Source organism: Pseudonocardia sp. OZ21 (genome assembly GCF_059359135.1).
This window is the reverse complement of sequence record NZ_JCADBN010000001.1, coordinates 357,752-373,669: the sequence shown is the minus strand read 5'-3', so window position 1 is coordinate 373,669 and position 15,918 is coordinate 357,752. Positions and strand designations below refer to the sequence as shown.

Annotated in this window: 16 protein-coding genes; 10 read left to right on the top strand and 6 right to left on the bottom strand. The window is 73.1% G+C overall.

The annotated features are described in order from the left end of the window. Positions 1–27: 27 nt before the first annotated feature. The 7 genes from AC5L35_RS01845 to AC5L35_RS01815 are packed head-to-tail and all read left to right on the top strand — an operon-like array spanning position 28 to position 8,392. Positions 28–1,632, top strand: coding sequence for an ABC transporter substrate-binding protein (locus tag AC5L35_RS01845; protein ID WP_495057735.1), 1,605 nt, complete (start codon positions 28–30; stop codon positions 1,630–1,632). Next, a complete protein-coding gene (locus AC5L35_RS01840) occupies positions 1,629–2,678 on the top strand; it encodes an ABC transporter ATP-binding protein (RefSeq protein ID WP_495057734.1) in 1,050 nt (349 codons plus the stop codon). Before AC5L35_RS01845 ends, AC5L35_RS01840 begins: the two co-directional genes overlap by 4 nt. Beyond that, positions 2,678–3,529, top strand: a complete 852-nt coding sequence (locus AC5L35_RS01835; RefSeq protein ID WP_495057733.1) for a MaoC/PaaZ C-terminal domain-containing protein — start codon at positions 2,678–2,680, stop codon at positions 3,527–3,529. Before AC5L35_RS01840 ends, AC5L35_RS01835 begins: the two co-directional genes overlap by 1 nt. Positions 3,530–3,568: 39 nt before the next feature. After that, positions 3,569–4,483, top strand: a complete 915-nt coding sequence (locus AC5L35_RS01830) for an SDR family NAD(P)-dependent oxidoreductase (protein WP_495057732.1) — start codon at positions 3,569–3,571, stop codon at positions 4,481–4,483. Beyond that, the gene (locus tag AC5L35_RS01825; protein WP_495058068.1) at positions 4,483–5,406 is read left to right on the top strand and encodes an amidohydrolase family protein; all 924 of its coding nucleotides are present in this window, start codon (positions 4,483–4,485) and stop codon (positions 5,404–5,406) included. The genes AC5L35_RS01830 and AC5L35_RS01825 overlap by 1 nt, the downstream gene beginning before the upstream one ends. Then, positions 5,403–7,070, top strand: a complete 1,668-nt coding sequence (locus AC5L35_RS01820; RefSeq protein WP_495057731.1) for an AMP-binding protein — start codon at positions 5,403–5,405, stop codon at positions 7,068–7,070. Before AC5L35_RS01825 ends, AC5L35_RS01820 begins: the two co-directional genes overlap by 4 nt. Next, positions 7,067–8,392, top strand: coding sequence for an MFS transporter (locus tag AC5L35_RS01815; protein WP_495057730.1), 1,326 nt, complete (start codon positions 7,067–7,069; stop codon positions 8,390–8,392). The genes AC5L35_RS01820 and AC5L35_RS01815 overlap by 4 nt, the downstream gene beginning before the upstream one ends. On the opposite strand, the gene AC5L35_RS01810 is transcribed toward AC5L35_RS01815, so the two are convergent. Continuing rightward, positions 8,355–9,158, bottom strand: a complete 804-nt coding sequence (locus AC5L35_RS01810) for an alpha/beta fold hydrolase (protein ID WP_495057729.1) — start codon at positions 9,156–9,158, stop codon at positions 8,355–8,357. The genes AC5L35_RS01815 and AC5L35_RS01810 overlap by 38 nt on opposite strands. 85 nt (positions 9,159–9,243) lie before the next feature. Next, positions 9,244–9,522, bottom strand: coding sequence for a DUF6158 family protein (locus tag AC5L35_RS01805; protein WP_495057728.1), 279 nt, complete (start codon positions 9,520–9,522; stop codon positions 9,244–9,246). A gap of 184 nt (positions 9,523–9,706) precedes the next feature. On the opposite strand from AC5L35_RS01805, the gene AC5L35_RS01800 reads away from it, so the two are divergent. Together AC5L35_RS01800 and AC5L35_RS01795 are read left to right on the top strand one after the other, a co-directional pair. Continuing rightward, complete coding sequence (locus AC5L35_RS01800; RefSeq protein WP_495057727.1) at positions 9,707–11,893, top strand: DUF6461 domain-containing protein; 2,187 nt, start codon at positions 9,707–9,709, stop codon at positions 11,891–11,893. 64 nt (positions 11,894–11,957) lie between these two features. Further along, on the top strand, positions 11,958–12,260 hold the full coding sequence (locus AC5L35_RS01795) for a hypothetical protein (RefSeq protein ID WP_495057726.1): 303 nt from the start codon (positions 11,958–11,960) through the stop codon (positions 12,258–12,260). A gap of 16 nt (positions 12,261–12,276) precedes the next feature. Here AC5L35_RS01795 and AC5L35_RS01790 read toward each other — a convergent pair whose 3' ends face one another. The 3 genes from AC5L35_RS01790 to AC5L35_RS01780 all read right to left on the bottom strand — a co-directional run bounded on the left by AC5L35_RS01790 (position 12,277) and on the right by AC5L35_RS01780 (position 14,191). Next, complete coding sequence (locus AC5L35_RS01790) at positions 12,277–13,152, bottom strand: Rieske (2Fe-2S) protein (RefSeq protein ID WP_495057725.1); 876 nt, start codon at positions 13,150–13,152, stop codon at positions 12,277–12,279. Between the two features lie 110 nt (positions 13,153–13,262). Next, on the bottom strand, positions 13,263–13,967 hold the full coding sequence (locus AC5L35_RS01785; protein WP_495057724.1) for a DUF1990 family protein: 705 nt from the start codon (positions 13,965–13,967) through the stop codon (positions 13,263–13,265). A 5-nt stretch (positions 13,968–13,972) separates the two neighbouring features. Then, positions 13,973–14,191: a hypothetical protein gene (locus AC5L35_RS01780; RefSeq protein WP_495057723.1), complete on the bottom strand. Its 219-nt coding sequence runs from the start codon at positions 14,189–14,191 to the stop codon at positions 13,973–13,975. 23 nt (positions 14,192–14,214) lie between these two features. Here AC5L35_RS01780 and AC5L35_RS01775 point away from each other — a divergent pair, with 23 nt between their 5' ends. Beyond that, complete coding sequence (locus AC5L35_RS01775) at positions 14,215–14,955, top strand: DUF1990 family protein (RefSeq protein WP_495057722.1); 741 nt, start codon at positions 14,215–14,217, stop codon at positions 14,953–14,955. A gap of 10 nt (positions 14,956–14,965) precedes the next feature. Here the strand turns inward: AC5L35_RS01775 and AC5L35_RS01770 are convergent, their stop codons facing one another. After that, complete coding sequence (locus AC5L35_RS01770) at positions 14,966–15,886, bottom strand: alpha/beta fold hydrolase (protein ID WP_495057721.1); 921 nt, start codon at positions 15,884–15,886, stop codon at positions 14,966–14,968. Between the last annotated feature and the right edge of the window lie 32 nt (positions 15,887–15,918).

Genomic DNA, 15,918 nt, shown 5'->3' with positions numbered 1-15,918 from the left:
GGGGTCCGCCGAGGAGGCTCGCGCGCCGTGGGCGCGCTTGCCGTGCTGCTGGGCGCGGCGCTGCTCGCCGCGTGCGGGAGCAACGTCGCGCCGGCAGCGGCGCCGGGGGCCGGCGACGGGATCACGGCCACCAACCCCGTCGGGGGCGACCTGGCGGCGGAGGGCACGCCCAAGACCGGCGGCGTGCTGGTGATGGGCACCGACCGCGAGGCCGTCGGGTTCGACCCGACCGTGCAGAACACCAACCAGGCGGCCATCGCCGTCTACGACTCGTTGATGAAGCTCGGCGACGACGGCGTCGTCGAGCCCTACATGGCCGAGTCGATGGAGAGCGCGGACCAGGGCCGTACCTGGCGGCTGGTCCTGCGCGACGGCGTCCGGTTCAGCGACGGTACGCCGCTCGACGCGGATGCCGTGATCCTCAATGTGCAGCGGCACATCGACAAGGCCTCCTCGCCCGGCCACAAGTTCACCGAGCCGATCGTGTCGATGCGGGCGGTGGACGCGAGGACCGTGGAGTTCTCGCTGAACGGACCGTTCGGGCAGTTCCCGGTGACCTTCGCCGGCAGCTTCACCGGCGGCAGCCTCGGCACGATCGTCTCGCCGGCCGCGCTGGCCCAGCAGGGAGAGCAGATCGCGCGCAACCCGGTGGGTGCGGGACCGTTCAAGATGGTCAACTGGACGCGCGACTCCCGGATGGTGCTGGAGCGCAACCCGGACTACTGGCAGAAGGACAAGGGCCTGCCCTACCTGGACGGGCTCGAGTTCCGGCCGCTGCCCGACACCGAGTCGCGCTACGCCTCGATCGAGAACGGCGACGTCGACCAGATCTTCGGCGGCTACCACACGGAGCTGATCCGGGCGCTCGACAACCCCAACCTGCGGGTCTACTACGGCCCGGGCAACGGGGCGGAGTACATCTACTTCAACGTCGAGAAGGCCCCGTTCGACGACCACAGGATGCGCGAGGCGCTGATCCGCGGCATCGACCTCAACGCACTCGCCGCCACGCAGTTCCGGTCGCGGATGACCAGGGCCAACGGGTACTTCGGGTCGGACAGCCCGTACACCACGCCGGAGGCCGAGGCAGCGTGGCCGGCCTACGACGCGGAACGGGCCAAGCAACTCGTTCAGGAGTACGTCGCGGGAGGTGGCAGCGCCACCGTCCAGTACAAGACCACCAACGCGCCCAACCGGGTCGCGTTCGCGGAGTTCCTGCAGGCCCAGATGGCGGCGGTCGGTATCACGCTGCAACCGCAGTTCTTCGACCTCGCCCAGTACTCCTCGAGCGTGGTGCAGAGCCAGGACTTCCAGATCGCCGGCTGGGTGGGTGGCCCGGTCGACGCTGCGTACCCGGCCGCCACGAACCTCTTCCACACCGGCGGCAACGCCAACTACGGCGGCTACTCCAACCCGCAGATGGACTCGCTGCTCGACCAGGCCACCGCCTCGTCGGACCCGACGGAGCGCACGCGCCTCTACCAGCAGGTTCAGCTGCTCGCCAACCAGGACCTGCCCGTGGCCCTCTACAGCCGCGGCTACCTGTCCACGATCACGAAGCCGGAGGTCAAGGGCGTGGTTCGCTACCTGACACGCGACCAGTTCTTCGCGACGACATGGCTCGACCGGTGACGGCGCCGCACATGGAGGCGTCCGCACCGGTGGTGGACGACGCGGCCGAGTCCGACGTCGTGCTGCGGCTGGACAACCTCGTCGTCGAGTTCCCGGCAGGCGGGGGCCGCACCGTGCACGCGGTCTCCGGGATCAGCCTCGACGTCCGCCGGGGCGAGACCCTCGGGCTGGTGGGGGAGTCCGGCTGTGGCAAGTCGACCACCGGGCGGGCGATCATGCAGCTGCCCCGCCCCACCGGCGGGTCGGTGCTGTTCGAGGGCCGCGATCTCGCCACCATGTCGGCCGACGAGCTGCGCCAGCTGCGTCCGAAGCTGCAGATGATCTTCCAGGACCCGATCTCGTCGCTGAACCCGCGGCGGCGCATCCCCGACATCGTCGGCGACCCGCTGGTGGTGTGGGGCCGCGGCAAGGACCGGGCCAAGGTCGTCCCCGAGGTGCTCGAGGCCGTGGGGCTCGACCCGGAGCAGGTGGCCGACCGCAGGCCGCACCAGTTCTCCGGAGGCCAGTGCCAGCGGGTGTCGATCGCCAGGGCACTGGTGCTCGAACCGGAGGTGCTCATCTGCGACGAGCCGGTGTCGGCGCTCGACGTGTCGGTGCAGGCGCAGATCCTCAACCTGCTCGAGGACATGAAGCGCCGCTACGGGCTGACGCTGGTGTTCATCGCCCACGACCTGGGCGTGGTGCGCAACATCAGCGACCGGGTCGCGGTGATGTACCTCGGCAAGATCTGCGAGGTGGGCGAGACGGAGGCCCTCTTCGACAACCCCGTGCACCCGTACACGCGGCTGCTGGTCTCGTCGATCCCCTCGATGGAACGCGCCGGCATCCCCACCGAGGTGGGCACCGGCGAGATGCCCTCGCCGGTCAACCCGCCGAGCGGCTGCCGGTTCCGTACCCGCTGCCCGCTGGCCACCGAGAAGTGCGCGGCCGAGGAGCCGTTGATGCGGGAGGTCGCACCGAAGCGCTTCGTCGCGTGCCACCACCCGATGATCGACGGCGCCCTTTCCGACGGCGGGGCGGTCACGGCGGGGACGGAGGGGGCCTGATGCCGATCGACCCCTCCGCCGTCGGGCGCGAAGGCGCGCCCCGCACGCGTTCCTGGAGCTCCACCGATGCCCTGCTCTACGCCGTGGGTGTCGGTGCGGGTCTCGGGGAGCCGACGAGTGAGCTGGCCTTCACCACGGAGAACTCCGACGGGGCGCCCCAGCAGGTGCTGCCGACGTTCGCGGTGCTGCTCTCGCAGGCCCCGCCACCGTCGTTCGGGACGTTCGACCCGGCCAAGCTGGTGCACGCCGAGCAGGCCATCACCCTGCACCGGCCGGTGCCGGTGGAGGGCACGGTCACGGCGACGGCCCGGGTGGTCGGGGTGCACGACAAGGGCTCGGGCGCGCTCGTCGTCACCGAGTCCGAGGCCGTGCTCGCCGACGGGTCTCCGCTGGCCACCAACCGCACCGCCCTGTTCATCCGGGGCGAGGGCGGTTTCGGCGGCGACCGCGGGCCCCGCGACGACTGGGCGGCCCCCGACCGGGCACCGGACCGCACCGTCCGTTACGAGACCCGGCCCGAGCAGGCGCTGCTCTACCGGCTCTCCGGCGACCGCAACCCGCTGCACTCCGACCCGGTCTTCGCGGCCAGGGCCGGTTTCGGGAAGCCGATCCTGCACGGGCTGTGCACCTACGGCGTCGCCGGGCGGGCGCTGATCCACGAGATCGCCGGTGGTGACCCCGTCCGGCTCACCGGGATGTACGGGCGGTTCAGCGCCGTGGTCGTGCCGGGCCAGGCGCTCACCGTCGAGATCTGGGCGGGCGACGGGGACCCGGAGGTGCTGTTCCGCACCCGTACCGACGACGGGACGGTGGTCATCGACCGTGGCCGGGCCACTGTCGACCCCGCCTGACCTCGACCACCCCACCACTAGCAGAGGAGAGACAGGACTGTGACGGGAGATCTGGTGCTGGCGGGACGGGTGGTGGTCGTGACCGGCTCGGGCCGGGGCCTCGGCCGCGCCTACGCTCTGGCGGTCGCGGCCGCGGGCGCCGCGGTTGTGGTGAACGACGTCGACGCCGACGCGGCTGACGCGGTTGTCGGGGAGATCATCGCTGCCGGCGGACGGGCCGTGCCGGTCGTCGCGCCGGTGGGCCCGACAGCCACGGCGGATGCGCTGGTCGCCGCGGCGGTGGAGCACTACGGGCAGCTTGACGCCGTGGTCACCAACGCCGGGCTGCTGCGGGACCGGTCGGTCGGCAAGATGACCGACGAGGACTTCGACCTCGTGCTCGAGACGCACCTGCGTGGCACGTTCACCTGCGCGCGTGCCGCGCTGGCCCGGTTCCGTGAGCAGGGCGGGGGCGGCAGGCTCGTGCTCATCGGTTCGCCTGCCGGCCAGCGGGCCAGCTTCGGGCAGACCAACTACTCGGCGGCCAAGGCCGGCATCGTCGGGATGGCGCGGACGCTGGCCGTCGAGGCGGCCCGCCACGACGTCACCGTGAACGCTTTGATTCCGGTGGCGCTCACGCGCATGGTCGCCACGATCCCCGCGTTCGCCGACGCCGTGGCCGCTGTCGAGGCGGGGGAGCCGGTGCCGGCGCGGCTGCGCGCGGCGGGCGTGGGCACGGCCGACGATGTGGCACCGCTGGTGGTCTACCTGCTCTCCGACGCGGCTGCGGGGGTCACCGGGCAGGCGCTGGGCGTCGGCGGTGACCGGATCAGCGTGTGGACCCACCCGGCCGTCGCGGCCGAGGCGTCCCGCGAGGGCGGCTGGACGCCCGAGGCGATCGCCGAGGTGTTCCCTGAGCGGCTCGCACCGCACCTGCAGCCCTACGCACCGGACGTCCCGGCGGAGGCCCGATGATGACCGAGCAGCCGAGGCTCCGGCCCACCGACCTGGTCGCCATCGACGTGCACACCCACGTGCACTTCTCCACCCGCGCCACCCAGAGCGAGGCGGGGAGCGCGCGGATGGCGGAGATGAAGCAGCACTTCAGGTCCGACGTGCTCGGGATGGATCTGCACGGTCTCGCCGAGTTCTACCGCGAGCGGCGGATGGCGGCGGTGGCGTTCACGATCGACTCGCTCGGGGACGTCGACGAGCACGCCCCCACCAACGAGGAGGTCGGTGAGCTCGCGGCCGAGCACCCGGACGTGATCATCCCGTTCGCGAGCGTGCACCCGCTGCGCGGCAAGGCGGGAGCGCGGATCGCCAGGAGGCTGATCGAGCAGTACGGCTTCCGCGGGTTCAAGTTCCACCCGAGCGTGCAGGAGTTCTACCCCAACGACCCGGTGGCGTTCCCGATCTACGAGGTGCTGGCCGAGCACGGGCTGCCCGCTCTCTTCCACACCGGGCAGAACGGCGTCGGGTCCGGCACCAAGGGAGGGGGTGGCGTCCGGCTGAAGTACTCCAACCCGATCTACCTCGACGACGTCGCCGTCGACTTCCCGGACATGCCGATCATCATGGCGCACCCGTCGTTCCCCTGGCAGGACGAGGCGCTGGCCATCGCGGTGCACAAGGCGCAGGTGTACATCGATCTCTCGGGCTGGTCACCGAAGTACTTCCCGCCCCAGCTCGTGCAGTACGCCAACACGCTGCTGAAGAAGAAGGTGCTGTTCGGCACCGACTTCCCGCTCTTCACCCCGGAGCGGTGGATCGCCGACCTGGAGAAGACCGAGATCCGCGACAGCGTCAAGCCCGACCTGATGCTGCACAACGCGGCCCGGCTCTTCGGGCTGGAGGTCGGGGGCGCGCCGGACCGGTCGCAGCCGGGGTCGCGATGACCGGGACCGCTGTCACCGGGCCGGGCGGCCTCGCCGACAACTTCGCGTCGCACTTCGAGCACATCGCCGACCTCGCACCGGCCCGGGTCGCCATCGCCGCAGGTGAACGGGAGCTCACCTGGGCGCAGTTCGACGAGCAGGCCGACCGGCTGGCCGGGTACCTCGCCGCGCAGGGCATCCGGGCGGGCGACCGGTTCGGTATCGACGCCCGCAACTCGCCGGAGTACCTGGTCACGCTGCACGCCCTGTTCAAGCTGATGGCGACTCCCATCAACATCAACTACCGGTACCGGGCCGAGGAGGTCCGGCACCTGCTGGAGAGCTCGGGCGCCCGCGGCGCCGTCGTCGACGCGGACCTGGCGGGTGTGGTCGCCGAGGCCGCGGAGCCCGTGGCCGGCTGCGACCTCCTCGTGACGATCGGGCCGAACGGCAGTGGCTTCGGCAGCGAGGTCACCACCGCAGAACGCCTGCCGCGCAGGCCTCGCGGCGACACGGAATGGCTGCTGTTCACCGGCGGCACGACCGGTTACCCCAAGGCGGTGGTCGGCCGGCAGGCGGAGCGGGTGCGCGCGGTGCGGGCGGGTGGGCTGTCGGCGCTCGGCATCGATCCCGCCGACGGTGTGGAGGCGCTGCACCAGGCGCTCGACATCGACCCGTACAGCGAGCGGGGCCGGGTGGAGCTACCCGCCCCGCCGCTGATGCACGGCACCGGTCTGTACGGCGCGCTCGGAGCCATGTCGGTCGGTGCGCCGGTGGTGCTGCTGCCGGGCCGCAGCACCACGGGGGAGGACCTGCTGGCGGCGATCTCGCGGCACCGCGTCTCCGACATGCACATCGTCGGCGATGCGTTCGCGCTGCGGATGCTCGACGCACTCGACGAGGCGCGCGCGGAGGGGCGCCCGTCGGGCATCGAGACGCTGCGCCGGATCCGCAGCGTCGGTGCCGTCTGGAGCCCGGCGGTCAAGCGCAGGCTGCTCGCCCACGGCGACCTCACGCTGCTCGACACCATCGCGGCGTCCGAGGGCGGGGTGTACGCGCACTCCTCGGTCACCCGCAGCACGGTCGACGACCAGGACGGCACGTTCGTGCTGGCAGCAGGCGCGCGGCTGCTCGACGAGGACGGGCGCGACGTCCCGGCCGGGTCCGGCCAGGTGGGCATGCTCGCCGCCCCGGTGGTGGCCGAGGCCGGCTACGCAGGAGCCCCGCAGCAGACCGACGCCGCCTTCCGTGACATCGACGGGGTCCGGTACTCGGTGCCGGGGGACATGGCCGTGCTCGAGGCGAACGGCAGGCTGCGGCTGCTCGGCCGGGGCAGCTCCGTGATCAACACCGGCGGGGAGAAGGTGTACGCCGACGAGGTGGAGCTTGCGCTGCACGCCCACCCCGCCGTGCGTGACGTGGTCGTGCTCGGCGTACCGGACCCGCGCTGGGGCAGTGCCGTCGCCGCGGTCGTGTCGATGGAGCGCGGGGCCCACGCCGACGCAGGCGAGCTCGCGGCGTTCGTCGGTGCGCGACTGGCCTCCTACAAGAAGCCCCGCCACGTCGTCGTCGTGCCGGAGGTGCAACGGCTCAACACCGGGAAGTCCGACCTGCGCTGGGCACGCTCGCAGTTCGAGCGGCAGCAGAACGAGGAGCGGGACGCCACGGCGCCGACCACCCGATGACGCCGCTGCGCGTGCGCGGAACGGCGAGGAGCGGGTGGTGGGTGGTGGTGGGCGGCTCGGTGCTGCTCACCCTGCAGAACGGGCTGATCATGAGCGCGTTCGGCGCCTACCTGGTGGCGATCACCGCCGACACCGGCTGGTCGCCGGGCGTGGTCGCCGTGGGCTACGCGATCGTCCAGTTGGGCAACGGGTTCCTGTCCCCGCTCACGGGGTGGTGCTGCGACCGGTTCGGCACGCGCGCGGTGTCCCGGCTCGGGACGGTCGGCACCGCGGCCGGGTTCGCGCTGGCCAGCACGGTGGGGAGCGCGTCGCACTTCATCGGTGCCGTCGTGGTCATCGCCCTCGGCTGCTCCGCCGCCGGGATCACGCCGCTGACGGTCGCGGTGGTGCAGACGGTCACCGAGCGCCGCACGCTCGCGCTGGGTCTGTTGCCCACCGGCGTCGCGCTCGGCGGCCTGGCCGTCCCGCTCGTGACGTGGGCGCTCGACGGCGTCGGCTGGCGTGCCACGTTCCTGGGCGTGGCCGTGGTGATCCTCGTGGTGGGCGTGGCGGCAGGCACCGTCCTGCCCACCGACCGGGTGTCGCGACCCGTCGTCGCCCCGGCGACCGCTGAACCGGCGATGCTCGCCGCCGCGGTGGCCGCCGCACCGGCCGGAGACCGCGGCCGCGACCACGGCCGCGATCGGGACCACGACCACGACCTCGGCAGCGCGTTGCGCACCAGCGCGTTCTGGCTCCTCGTGGTGGGGCACGGCTCGGCCCTCGTGGCGGTGAGCGCCGTCAACCTGCACCTGGTGCCGCTGATGACCCACCATCACGGCATCCCGCTGGCGACCGCGGGCCTCACGGTGGCGGTGATGTCGACCGCGCAACTGCTCGGCCAGGTGGTCACCGGCCTCATCGGCGACCGCGTCGACCAGCGCCGGCTCGCGGCGCTCTGCATGATCGTGCAGACCGGGGTGCTGGTGGCGCTCGCACTGGTGTCGGGCGTCGGGCTCGTCGTGGCCGCGGCGATCGTGCACGGCATCGCGTGGGGGCTGCGTGGTCCCGTGATGACGTCGCTGCGCACGGACTACTTCGGGATCGGCTCCTTCGGCACGATCATGGGCTGGTCGATGGGCTTCGTCTCCATCGGTCTGGTGGTGGGGCCGCTGCTCGTCACCGCGCTCGCCGACGGTGCGGGTGGGTACCCGGGGGCGTTCGTCGCGCTCGCGGTGGTGACCGCACTCGGGTCGGTGGCGTTCTTCGTGCTCCGCAGGCCGCGGCGCCGCATGGCCGTTGCGGTCACCGGCCGGGACGTGCCGTGCTCCACCACGTCCTGATCTCGGCGGCGACCTCCGGTGCCCGTTCGATCTGGAGCCAGTGGCCGGCCCCGGTCATGACCACCGCGCGGGATGCCGGGTGCCGGAACGTCGACTCCTCGTAGGCGGCCGCCTCGGCGTTCCGCTGGATCACGAGCACCGGGCACTCCCGGCGGGCGAGGTAGCCGTCCGTGCCGGGGCGGAAGGCGATGTCGCGGTCGTCCCACATGCCGAGGAACATGTCGTGGAGGGTGGCGGCCGACAGCGTCTCGACCCTGCGGAACACGAGCGTGGTCAGCCAGTCGGGGGAGGTGTCGGAGAACCACGTTGCGCCGAGGTACGAGCGGATCGCCGCCACGGGCTCCTCGGTCAGCAGCCGCGCCTTCATCGCCTCGATCACGGGGCGGCGCGCCGCGTCCGCCGCGTAGGGGGCGTCCAGGGCGACCATGCCGAGTGTGAGCTCCGGGTGCTCCACGGCCATCGTGGAGGCGATGGCTCCGCCCAGCGAATGCCCGACGACCAGCACGGGTCCAGCGGCCACCCGCGTGATGAGTGCAGCCAGGTCGGCGCGCTGCCGGGCCATGTCGTAACTGCGCGCGGGAGCGGAGCGGCCGGCGCCCCGCTGGTCGTAGGCGATGACGCGGAAGTCCTCCGTGAGCGCCGGGATCAGCCAGGACCAGTCCACCGAGTCGGCGGTCCAGCCGTGCACGAGGACGACCGGGGGTCCCGTGCCGGGGCCCGTGTCGGTGTAGAAGATGTTGCTGTCCTCGGTACGGAGATAGGGCACGCCGCCATTATCGACAATGTGCGGCAACCGAGGACCGGATGATTCCCTTTCGTCTTCGTGGTGTCGATCAGGACGATTGTTCCGGTCAGCCCGGTGCGCCATCCAGGTCGCGGCCCGGCACCGACTGCCCGGCGCTCTCGCGGCTACCGGCCCGCGTGCGCATCGGGTCGGGTGCGCTGTCCTCCGGGAAACGGCGGAGGAACTCGTGTTCGAGTGCGAGCATCCGCTCCGTGTGCGCCTCCAGCGCCGCCTCGCTGCCACCCAGGAGCGTGTCGTGCCGGGTCTCGTGCAGGTGCGCCACCTCGCGGCGGAGGTCGTCGTCGTCGAGCTCCTGGGGGGCGATTCCGTGCGTCCGGTCCGTCATGTCGGAGGAGTGCCCGCCCTGCGCGTCCACCATTCACCCCGGGGCCACCGGACCGGGTGACGGCCGGTCCCCGCCGTCGTCCAGAATGGCCGCTCCACGATCAAGGGGCGGGTCTGCTGTGGACCGACGCGAACGAGTAGAACGACCACCGGCCGCGCGGCCCGCCGCGCCCATGCGGGTGCCGATGTCTCCCGAGTGGGCCGTCGACACGCCGGGCGCGGAAGGGACGGCGCGGGCGCCGGAGGCTCCTGCCGCGCTCGCCGTCGCTCTCGTCGAGCCGGTGCTGAACGCACTTCCCACGGTGGCCGCCCGGATCCCCGCGGCGCCCGTCGCCGCGCTCGGCAGGCTCGTGGCGCCCTCGGGACCGGTGGACCGACTGCGGCCCGCGCCCCCGCGCGGGTCGAGCGTCGACCAGTTGCTCGCCGAGCGGCTCCTCGGTGCGCTCGAGCTCACGATCCCCGACGTCCGGATCGTCGTCCCGGAGGTGCTCACCAGGCACGTCCGGGCGCGGATGCCGCAGGCCCCCGGCGCGGTGGCCAGTCTCTCGGCGAGCGGGGAGAGCGAGACCAGGTCCGCCGTCGCCCTCCTCGACCAGGTGGCGCCGGGACTGCGCGAGCTGGTCACCGGTCTCGTCGCCGCCCTCGCCGAGCACGAGCGGATCTCGCCGTTGCTGGAGGCCGCCCCCGGCGCCGAGCACGAGGTCGCCGCCGCACACGGCGGTGTGCACCTCGCCCTCGCCGTCGTCACGGCCCTCGCGGTGCTGCGGGCGGCCCGGCCCCCGATCGTCGGGTCGGAGCCGCCGGTGGTGGTCGGGGTGGCGCTCGACGCGGCCACCCGGGTGCTGCGGCAGCGCCCGATACCCGATGCGTACGCCGTGGCGCTGCGCGAGCGGCTGCGCGCCGAGTACGTCCTGCCGCGGTTCTCCGCAGGCGACGTGCCGGTGCAGGAGCACCGCTTCGCGCTGGTCGAGGGAGACTTCCCGGCCGTCCCGGCGGAGCCGACCAACGGGCTGGCCCAGGTGGTGCCCGGCGGCATCGTCGTCCGGACCGGGGTGCCGAGCGCCGCGGTGCCGGTGTGGCTGCGGGTGCTGGGCGAGGAGCCCGACGTGGTCGACCTTGACGCGTGGCAGGAAGTGGTCGACGTCAGCTACACCGCCGTCGCCGGGGCGGCGTCGGTGCTGGGCCCGGCCGGCCCGGCGCCCGCGCACCTGCAGGGACAGACCCCGCCCTGGCCGGGATCGATCAGGGCGCGGGTCTCGGCGCGGGGCCGCGACGAGCACGACGACGGCCGGGAGGGCGGCGAGCGCTACGAGATCGTGCTCTGGCCCGCGCCGTACGCCGACGAGGTGGTGCACAAGGCGACCGACCGGCTCGGCCACCGGCTGCGGGGCGAGCCGGAGCCACCGGTCGCCCCCCGCCCGGAGGCGGCCTACCGCTGGGTTCGCGACACCGTTCTCGGCATGGCGGCCACGGTCACGGTCGTCACCGGTTCCGGGCCCGAGCGGGTGCTGGGGGCGTTCGGGGCCGACCCCACGGAGCCCGTCGCCCTCACCGAGCTGTTCGAGCAGACCGGGATCGACCCGTGGGTCGCCGTGCTGCCGGTCGGCGACGCGGTACTGGCGGTCGAGTACAACGGCTGGCAGGGGGCACAGATGCCGGTGCTGCGGCTCGCATCCGCGCGGGGGCGGGCCGCCAGCATGTACTGGAACGTCGACGCGATGACGAACCTGTCGTTCGCCCGCGCCGGGGTGATGCTGGCCTCGTTCGAGCCGCCCCCGCCCGACGCACCCGGCGATGCGGAGGTGATCGCCGTGCTCGAGGGGCTCGAGCTCGAGGACTACCACGAGCGGGTGGAGAAGTGCCTCGTCGCCGTCGAGCGGTTCACCGGCCGTGGCCTGCGCGCCGAGGACCTGGAGCGCATCGAGACGGCAGGCGTCGCCTACCGCATCCTGCCCCGGCTCCCGGAGCACCACCCGGAGGAGCGCCGGCCCGACGGCACCCGGCGCTGGAGCGAGCCCGCCCCACTCGGTCCGGCCACCGAATCGTTACTGGCGCTCCCCGACCCCGCCCTGCGCGAGCTGGCCTGGTGGGCGGCCGCGCAGGCGGTGGAACACAGCGGGCTCGGCTCCCACCCCGCGGTCGCCGCGAGCCTGGCCACCCGCACCCTCACGTCCGACGCCGACGTGCTCGCCCGGACGTCCGGACTCGAGGGCCGCGGCGCGCACCGCCACGTCTGGATGGCGCTGCACCAGGCGATGAACCCCGACGCGCTCTCCGCCGCGATCCGCGCACTCGACGCCGCGCGCTACGCGTTCGGCCCGGACGCCGCCGCGTTCCTCGACCAGGCGAGGGGGCGTGCGCTCGGGCAGTGACCGGCCCGACCGGGCGCGCGGCCCGACTTTCGCGATCTCGGCCATCCCGGGCAGGATCAGCAGGATGATCGTCCGACTCACCGCAGAGGGTGCCGTCGTGCAGGACGCCGACGACCTCGGCCGCCTGCACCTGCAGACCGACCTCGACGCCGAGGGTGCCCGGACCGCGCTGACGACCACCGGAACCGGTGAGCTGATCGACGCCGACACCGCCTGGCTGGACCTCGGCGTCCTGCGCTCCCGGGCACAGCTGCTCGCGACCGCCCCCGACTGGGACGAGCGCTGGGCGGCCATGACGGCGTACGCGGAGCGGAAGGGCTGGCTGTCGCCCGACGCCCGGTCCGTACAGGTGCACATCGAGCGGTGAGCCGGGGGAGCGCCGCCTATGCCGTCGGCGCGCCCGCGCTCGCGACGATCCTGGCCTCCAGCGCGCCGTCCACGACCCGGGCCTCGAACAGCGGAACGGCGGCGGTGGCGGGGCCGTGCACGACGCAGCCGTCGTCGAGCCGGAACTCGCTCCCGTGCCACGGGCAGACCACCCGGGCGTCGCCGTCGGTGCCCACCACCTCACCTCCCGAGAGCGGGCCCGCCAGGTGCGGGCACTGGTCGGCCAGCACGACGACCTGCTGCCCGCGCCGCAGCACGAAGAGCGGCACCTCGCCGGTCGTCCGCCGCACCGGCTGTCCCTCGGGCAGGTCGGCGAGCAGCCCCAGCGGCTGCCAGCCCTTCGGAGCGAGGTCGCGCACCCGGTCGCTGTGGTTGGCCCCGAGTGACTGGTGGTAGGAGAGGTGGCCGCCCAGGGTGGCGCCCACGCTGCTCACCGCGGCTCCGGCGAGCGACAGCAGCCGCCCGCTCCGGCCCCGGGCGCGCTGGCGCAGGGCCCCCGCGTAACAGGTGATCGCCACGGCGTTCGTGGCCGCATGCACGAGACCGACCCGCTGCTGGTCGGGGTGCGCCGACGACCAGTCGGCCCAGCCCGCCGCGACGGTCGGCGGCGTGAGGAGGAGCCCGGTGGCGATGAGCCCGGTGGAGTAGCGCCGCTGCCCGCCGACCAGGTCGATCAACGACGCCGAGACGAACGACCCCAGCGTGACGTGCACCAGCGCCGAGTGCAGGGGATGGCCGAGCCACACCCCGTGCAGCGCGTCCTTCACACGGCGGTCGGAGAGCAGGCGCTCCACCCGGGTGCGGATCGCCGCAGCCGGGCCGTCCAGCACCTGGGCGCGTTCGAGACGTTCGATCTGGTCGAAGGGCCGCATGACCGGCGGATTGACCGTTCGGCGGCCCGGCAAACCCGGAGATCGGCAGACCGCCCGGGTGGTGGACCCCGATCGGGCGGCCCCGCGTGGTCGCATCGGGGGTGCCCGGGTCACCGGCCGGGGTGCGTGAACCGCACCGTCCACCTCTCGAACCGGCCGGGCTCCGCCCCGCTCGGGGCGCGGACGATCCCGTCCGGCCCCGGGGCGGGTGAACCCGGTGGTGCCTGCATCAGGCGGTGCAGCCGGACCAGAGCGTGCCGGTAGAACTGCAGTTGCGTATGGCGCCCGAAGAGCTGGAACCCCAGCCTGAGCAGCGGGTTCGGGATGGGTGCGCGCCGGGAGTAGGCGATGATCCGGAACTCGACGCGGCCCGTCCCCAGTTCCTTGGCCACCTCGTAGGTGAGCCGGCCCTGCTCCAGGTGGCCCTGCAGCGTGCGGTAGGACCAGCCGATCACCCGCTCCGGCCCGTTCGCCCCGGCGCGGATCTCGTTGTGCTCGTCGGTGATGCGCACCCCGATCAGGAAGCGCAGGACGAGGAACCGGCCCTCCAGCAGCATGTCGCGGCCAACGAGGTCGCCGGGGAGGTGGTAGGCCGCGCGCAGGATGCGGGGGTCGCTGAACTCGTAGCTGTTGACCAGGGCGCCCGCCGTCTCGACCACTCCGCCGGGCTCCGGTTCCCCCGGTCCCTCCTGGCCGAGCAGCAGCACGCGCCGGTCCTGGTGCCAGCCGTCGACGACGACCGGGGGAGCCTGACCCTCGTCGTAGTTGACCGGACGGTGGCGGAGGTCGCACACCGCGGTAGCGACGTCCCGCACCGCTCTCAGCGCCGGTTGCCTTCGCGGTGCGCGGCGTCCCCGATCAGCCAGAACATCGGCGGCCACAGCCCGACGAACAGCGCCCGGCGCTCGGCGTTCCCCCGCTCCTCCTGGTCGACGGTCTTGGCGCGCAACCACAGCGCGATGCAGAGCCCGATCGAGCCGAGCGAGGCGCCGTACAGCGGCAGCACCGCGTGGCGTAGGAGAGGACCGGTGGCGATCACGAAAACCGGGTACCCCGGTTCTCGTGCTCCTACTCCGGCGATCCCGCTCCACGCCCGGCAGCCTCGCCCGCCGGATCGCGATCGTGCTCCGCTGGCCACTCGGGCTGGTGCTGGTGTCCTGGCGCTACATGTGGCGCACCACCCCGGTCTACCGGTCGGAGGCCGACGGCGACGCGTCGGACCTCCCACCCGCCATCCCGTCCGACCTGCTCGACGACGACGTGCAGCCCGTCGAGGACGGCGTGGGGCCACTGTTCCACCGGCACTACTCGGTGCGTGTCGAGGGGACGCAGCAGGAGCCCGCGGAGGTGATCGCTGCCTTTGCCGGCGAGCCGAACTCCGGTGCCCCGTCGGAGGTCGCGGTGTTCGTGAAGAGCCGGGGGGAGCCGGGCTCCCTGAGCGTCGGCGACGAGTTCCTCATCCGGATGCCGGGACCGTGGGACGGCCCGGTGCGCGTGATCGACCGGACGGACACGTCGTTCCGGCTGGCCACCCTGCGCGGGCACCTGGAGGCGGGGCAGATCGAGTTCAGCTGCCGCCACGACGGCGACCGGCTGTTCATCGGCATCGAGGCGTGGGCCCGGTCGGGGGACCGGCTGTCGAACCTGCTCTACAGCGGGGTGGGCGTGGCCAAGGAGATCCAGCTGAACCTGTGGGTCGAGACCTGCCTGCGGCTCGCCGCCGGCACCGGCGGGCGGGCCCGCGGGGGCGTGGAGGCCCACACCCGGCGGCTGCCGGAGCCGTTCCCGCGTCCCGAGGAGTGACCGGTCGGCGTCAGCGCGCCGCCTTGTCCTCCAACCAGCCGGCGATCGAGCCTGCGATCTCCCGGCTGTTGTCCTCGAGCATGAGCATGTGGCCGTTGCCGGTGATCCCGGCGTCGGCGAGGAAGCGGTACTCGACGTCGGCGCCGAGCCCGGCGAGCCACGAGGCCGTGGCGCCGTCCTCGTCCCGGGAGTGCTCCAGGTCCGCGCTTCCGGTGACCACCAGTGCGGGCAGCCCGGCGAAGTTGTCCGGCTGCTCCACCCGGACCGCGCTGCCGTTCAGGTTGTAGCGCTCCAGCACCAGCGGCGCCGGCAGGGCCAGGAGCCCGGCCCGGAAGACGTCCACGGCGTGGCGGGGGAACCGGGTCGTGTCCCGGCCGATCAGCTTGTCCTCGACGAACTGCTCCGTGGCGACGAACGCACCCGTCTTCGGGAACCTCCACCGGGTCCCCGGCCCGAGTACCTCGATCTCAGTGTCGGTCTCGGACACCACGGTGGGACGGGCCTGGATGTTGCCCGGTGGCCCCGGAGCGACCGCCACCAGCGCCTCGATCAGGTGCCCGTGGGTCTCCACGAGCCGGAGCCCGTAGGGGCCCGCCATCGAGTGGACGAGCAGGACGACCGGCCTGCCCAGACGCTCCAGGAGGGCGCCCAGCGCCGCGCACACCAACTCGCCGGACAGCGCGTGCTCGGCCACGGGGCCGCTCCGGCCGATCGACGGCCAGTCGGGGACCACGACGTCATAGCCGTGGTCGACGAAGTCGTGGGCCCATCCCGGCCGCCCGTCCGGCGTGCCCAGGTAGCACGCGCCGCTCAGGAGGCCGCCGTGGACCAGGACGATGACGCGGCGGTCACCGTCGCCCGCGGTGGCGAACTGCTCGTAGTAGAGCGGGGCGGGTGACATCACGTACCCGATGCGATGCTCGCTGGACACCCTGTCCATCCTGAGCCGCGCCGGGCGGACGT

Coding starts and splice junctions, on each gene's coding strand:
- AC5L35_RS01835 (WP_495057733.1), top strand. CDS start 2,678: ATGCCGATCGACCCCTCCGCCGTCGGGCGCGAAGGCGCGCCCCGCACG.
- AC5L35_RS01825 (WP_495058068.1), top strand. CDS start 4,483: ATGACCGAGCAGCCGAGGCTCCGGCCCACCGACCTGGTCGCCATCGAC.
- AC5L35_RS01820 (WP_495057731.1), top strand. CDS start 5,403: ATGACCGGGACCGCTGTCACCGGGCCGGGCGGCCTCGCCGACAACTTC.
- AC5L35_RS01815 (WP_495057730.1), top strand. CDS start 7,067: ATGACGCCGCTGCGCGTGCGCGGAACGGCGAGGAGCGGGTGGTGGGTG.
- AC5L35_RS01805 (WP_495057728.1), bottom strand. CDS start 9,522: ATGACGGACCGGACGCACGGAATCGCCCCCCAGGAGCTCGACGACGAC.
- AC5L35_RS01800 (WP_495057727.1), top strand. CDS start 9,707: ATGTCTCCCGAGTGGGCCGTCGACACGCCGGGCGCGGAAGGGACGGCG.
- AC5L35_RS01795 (WP_495057726.1), top strand. CDS start 11,958: ATGATCGTCCGACTCACCGCAGAGGGTGCCGTCGTGCAGGACGCCGAC.
- AC5L35_RS01790 (WP_495057725.1), bottom strand. CDS start 13,152: ATGCGGCCCTTCGACCAGATCGAACGTCTCGAACGCGCCCAGGTGCTG.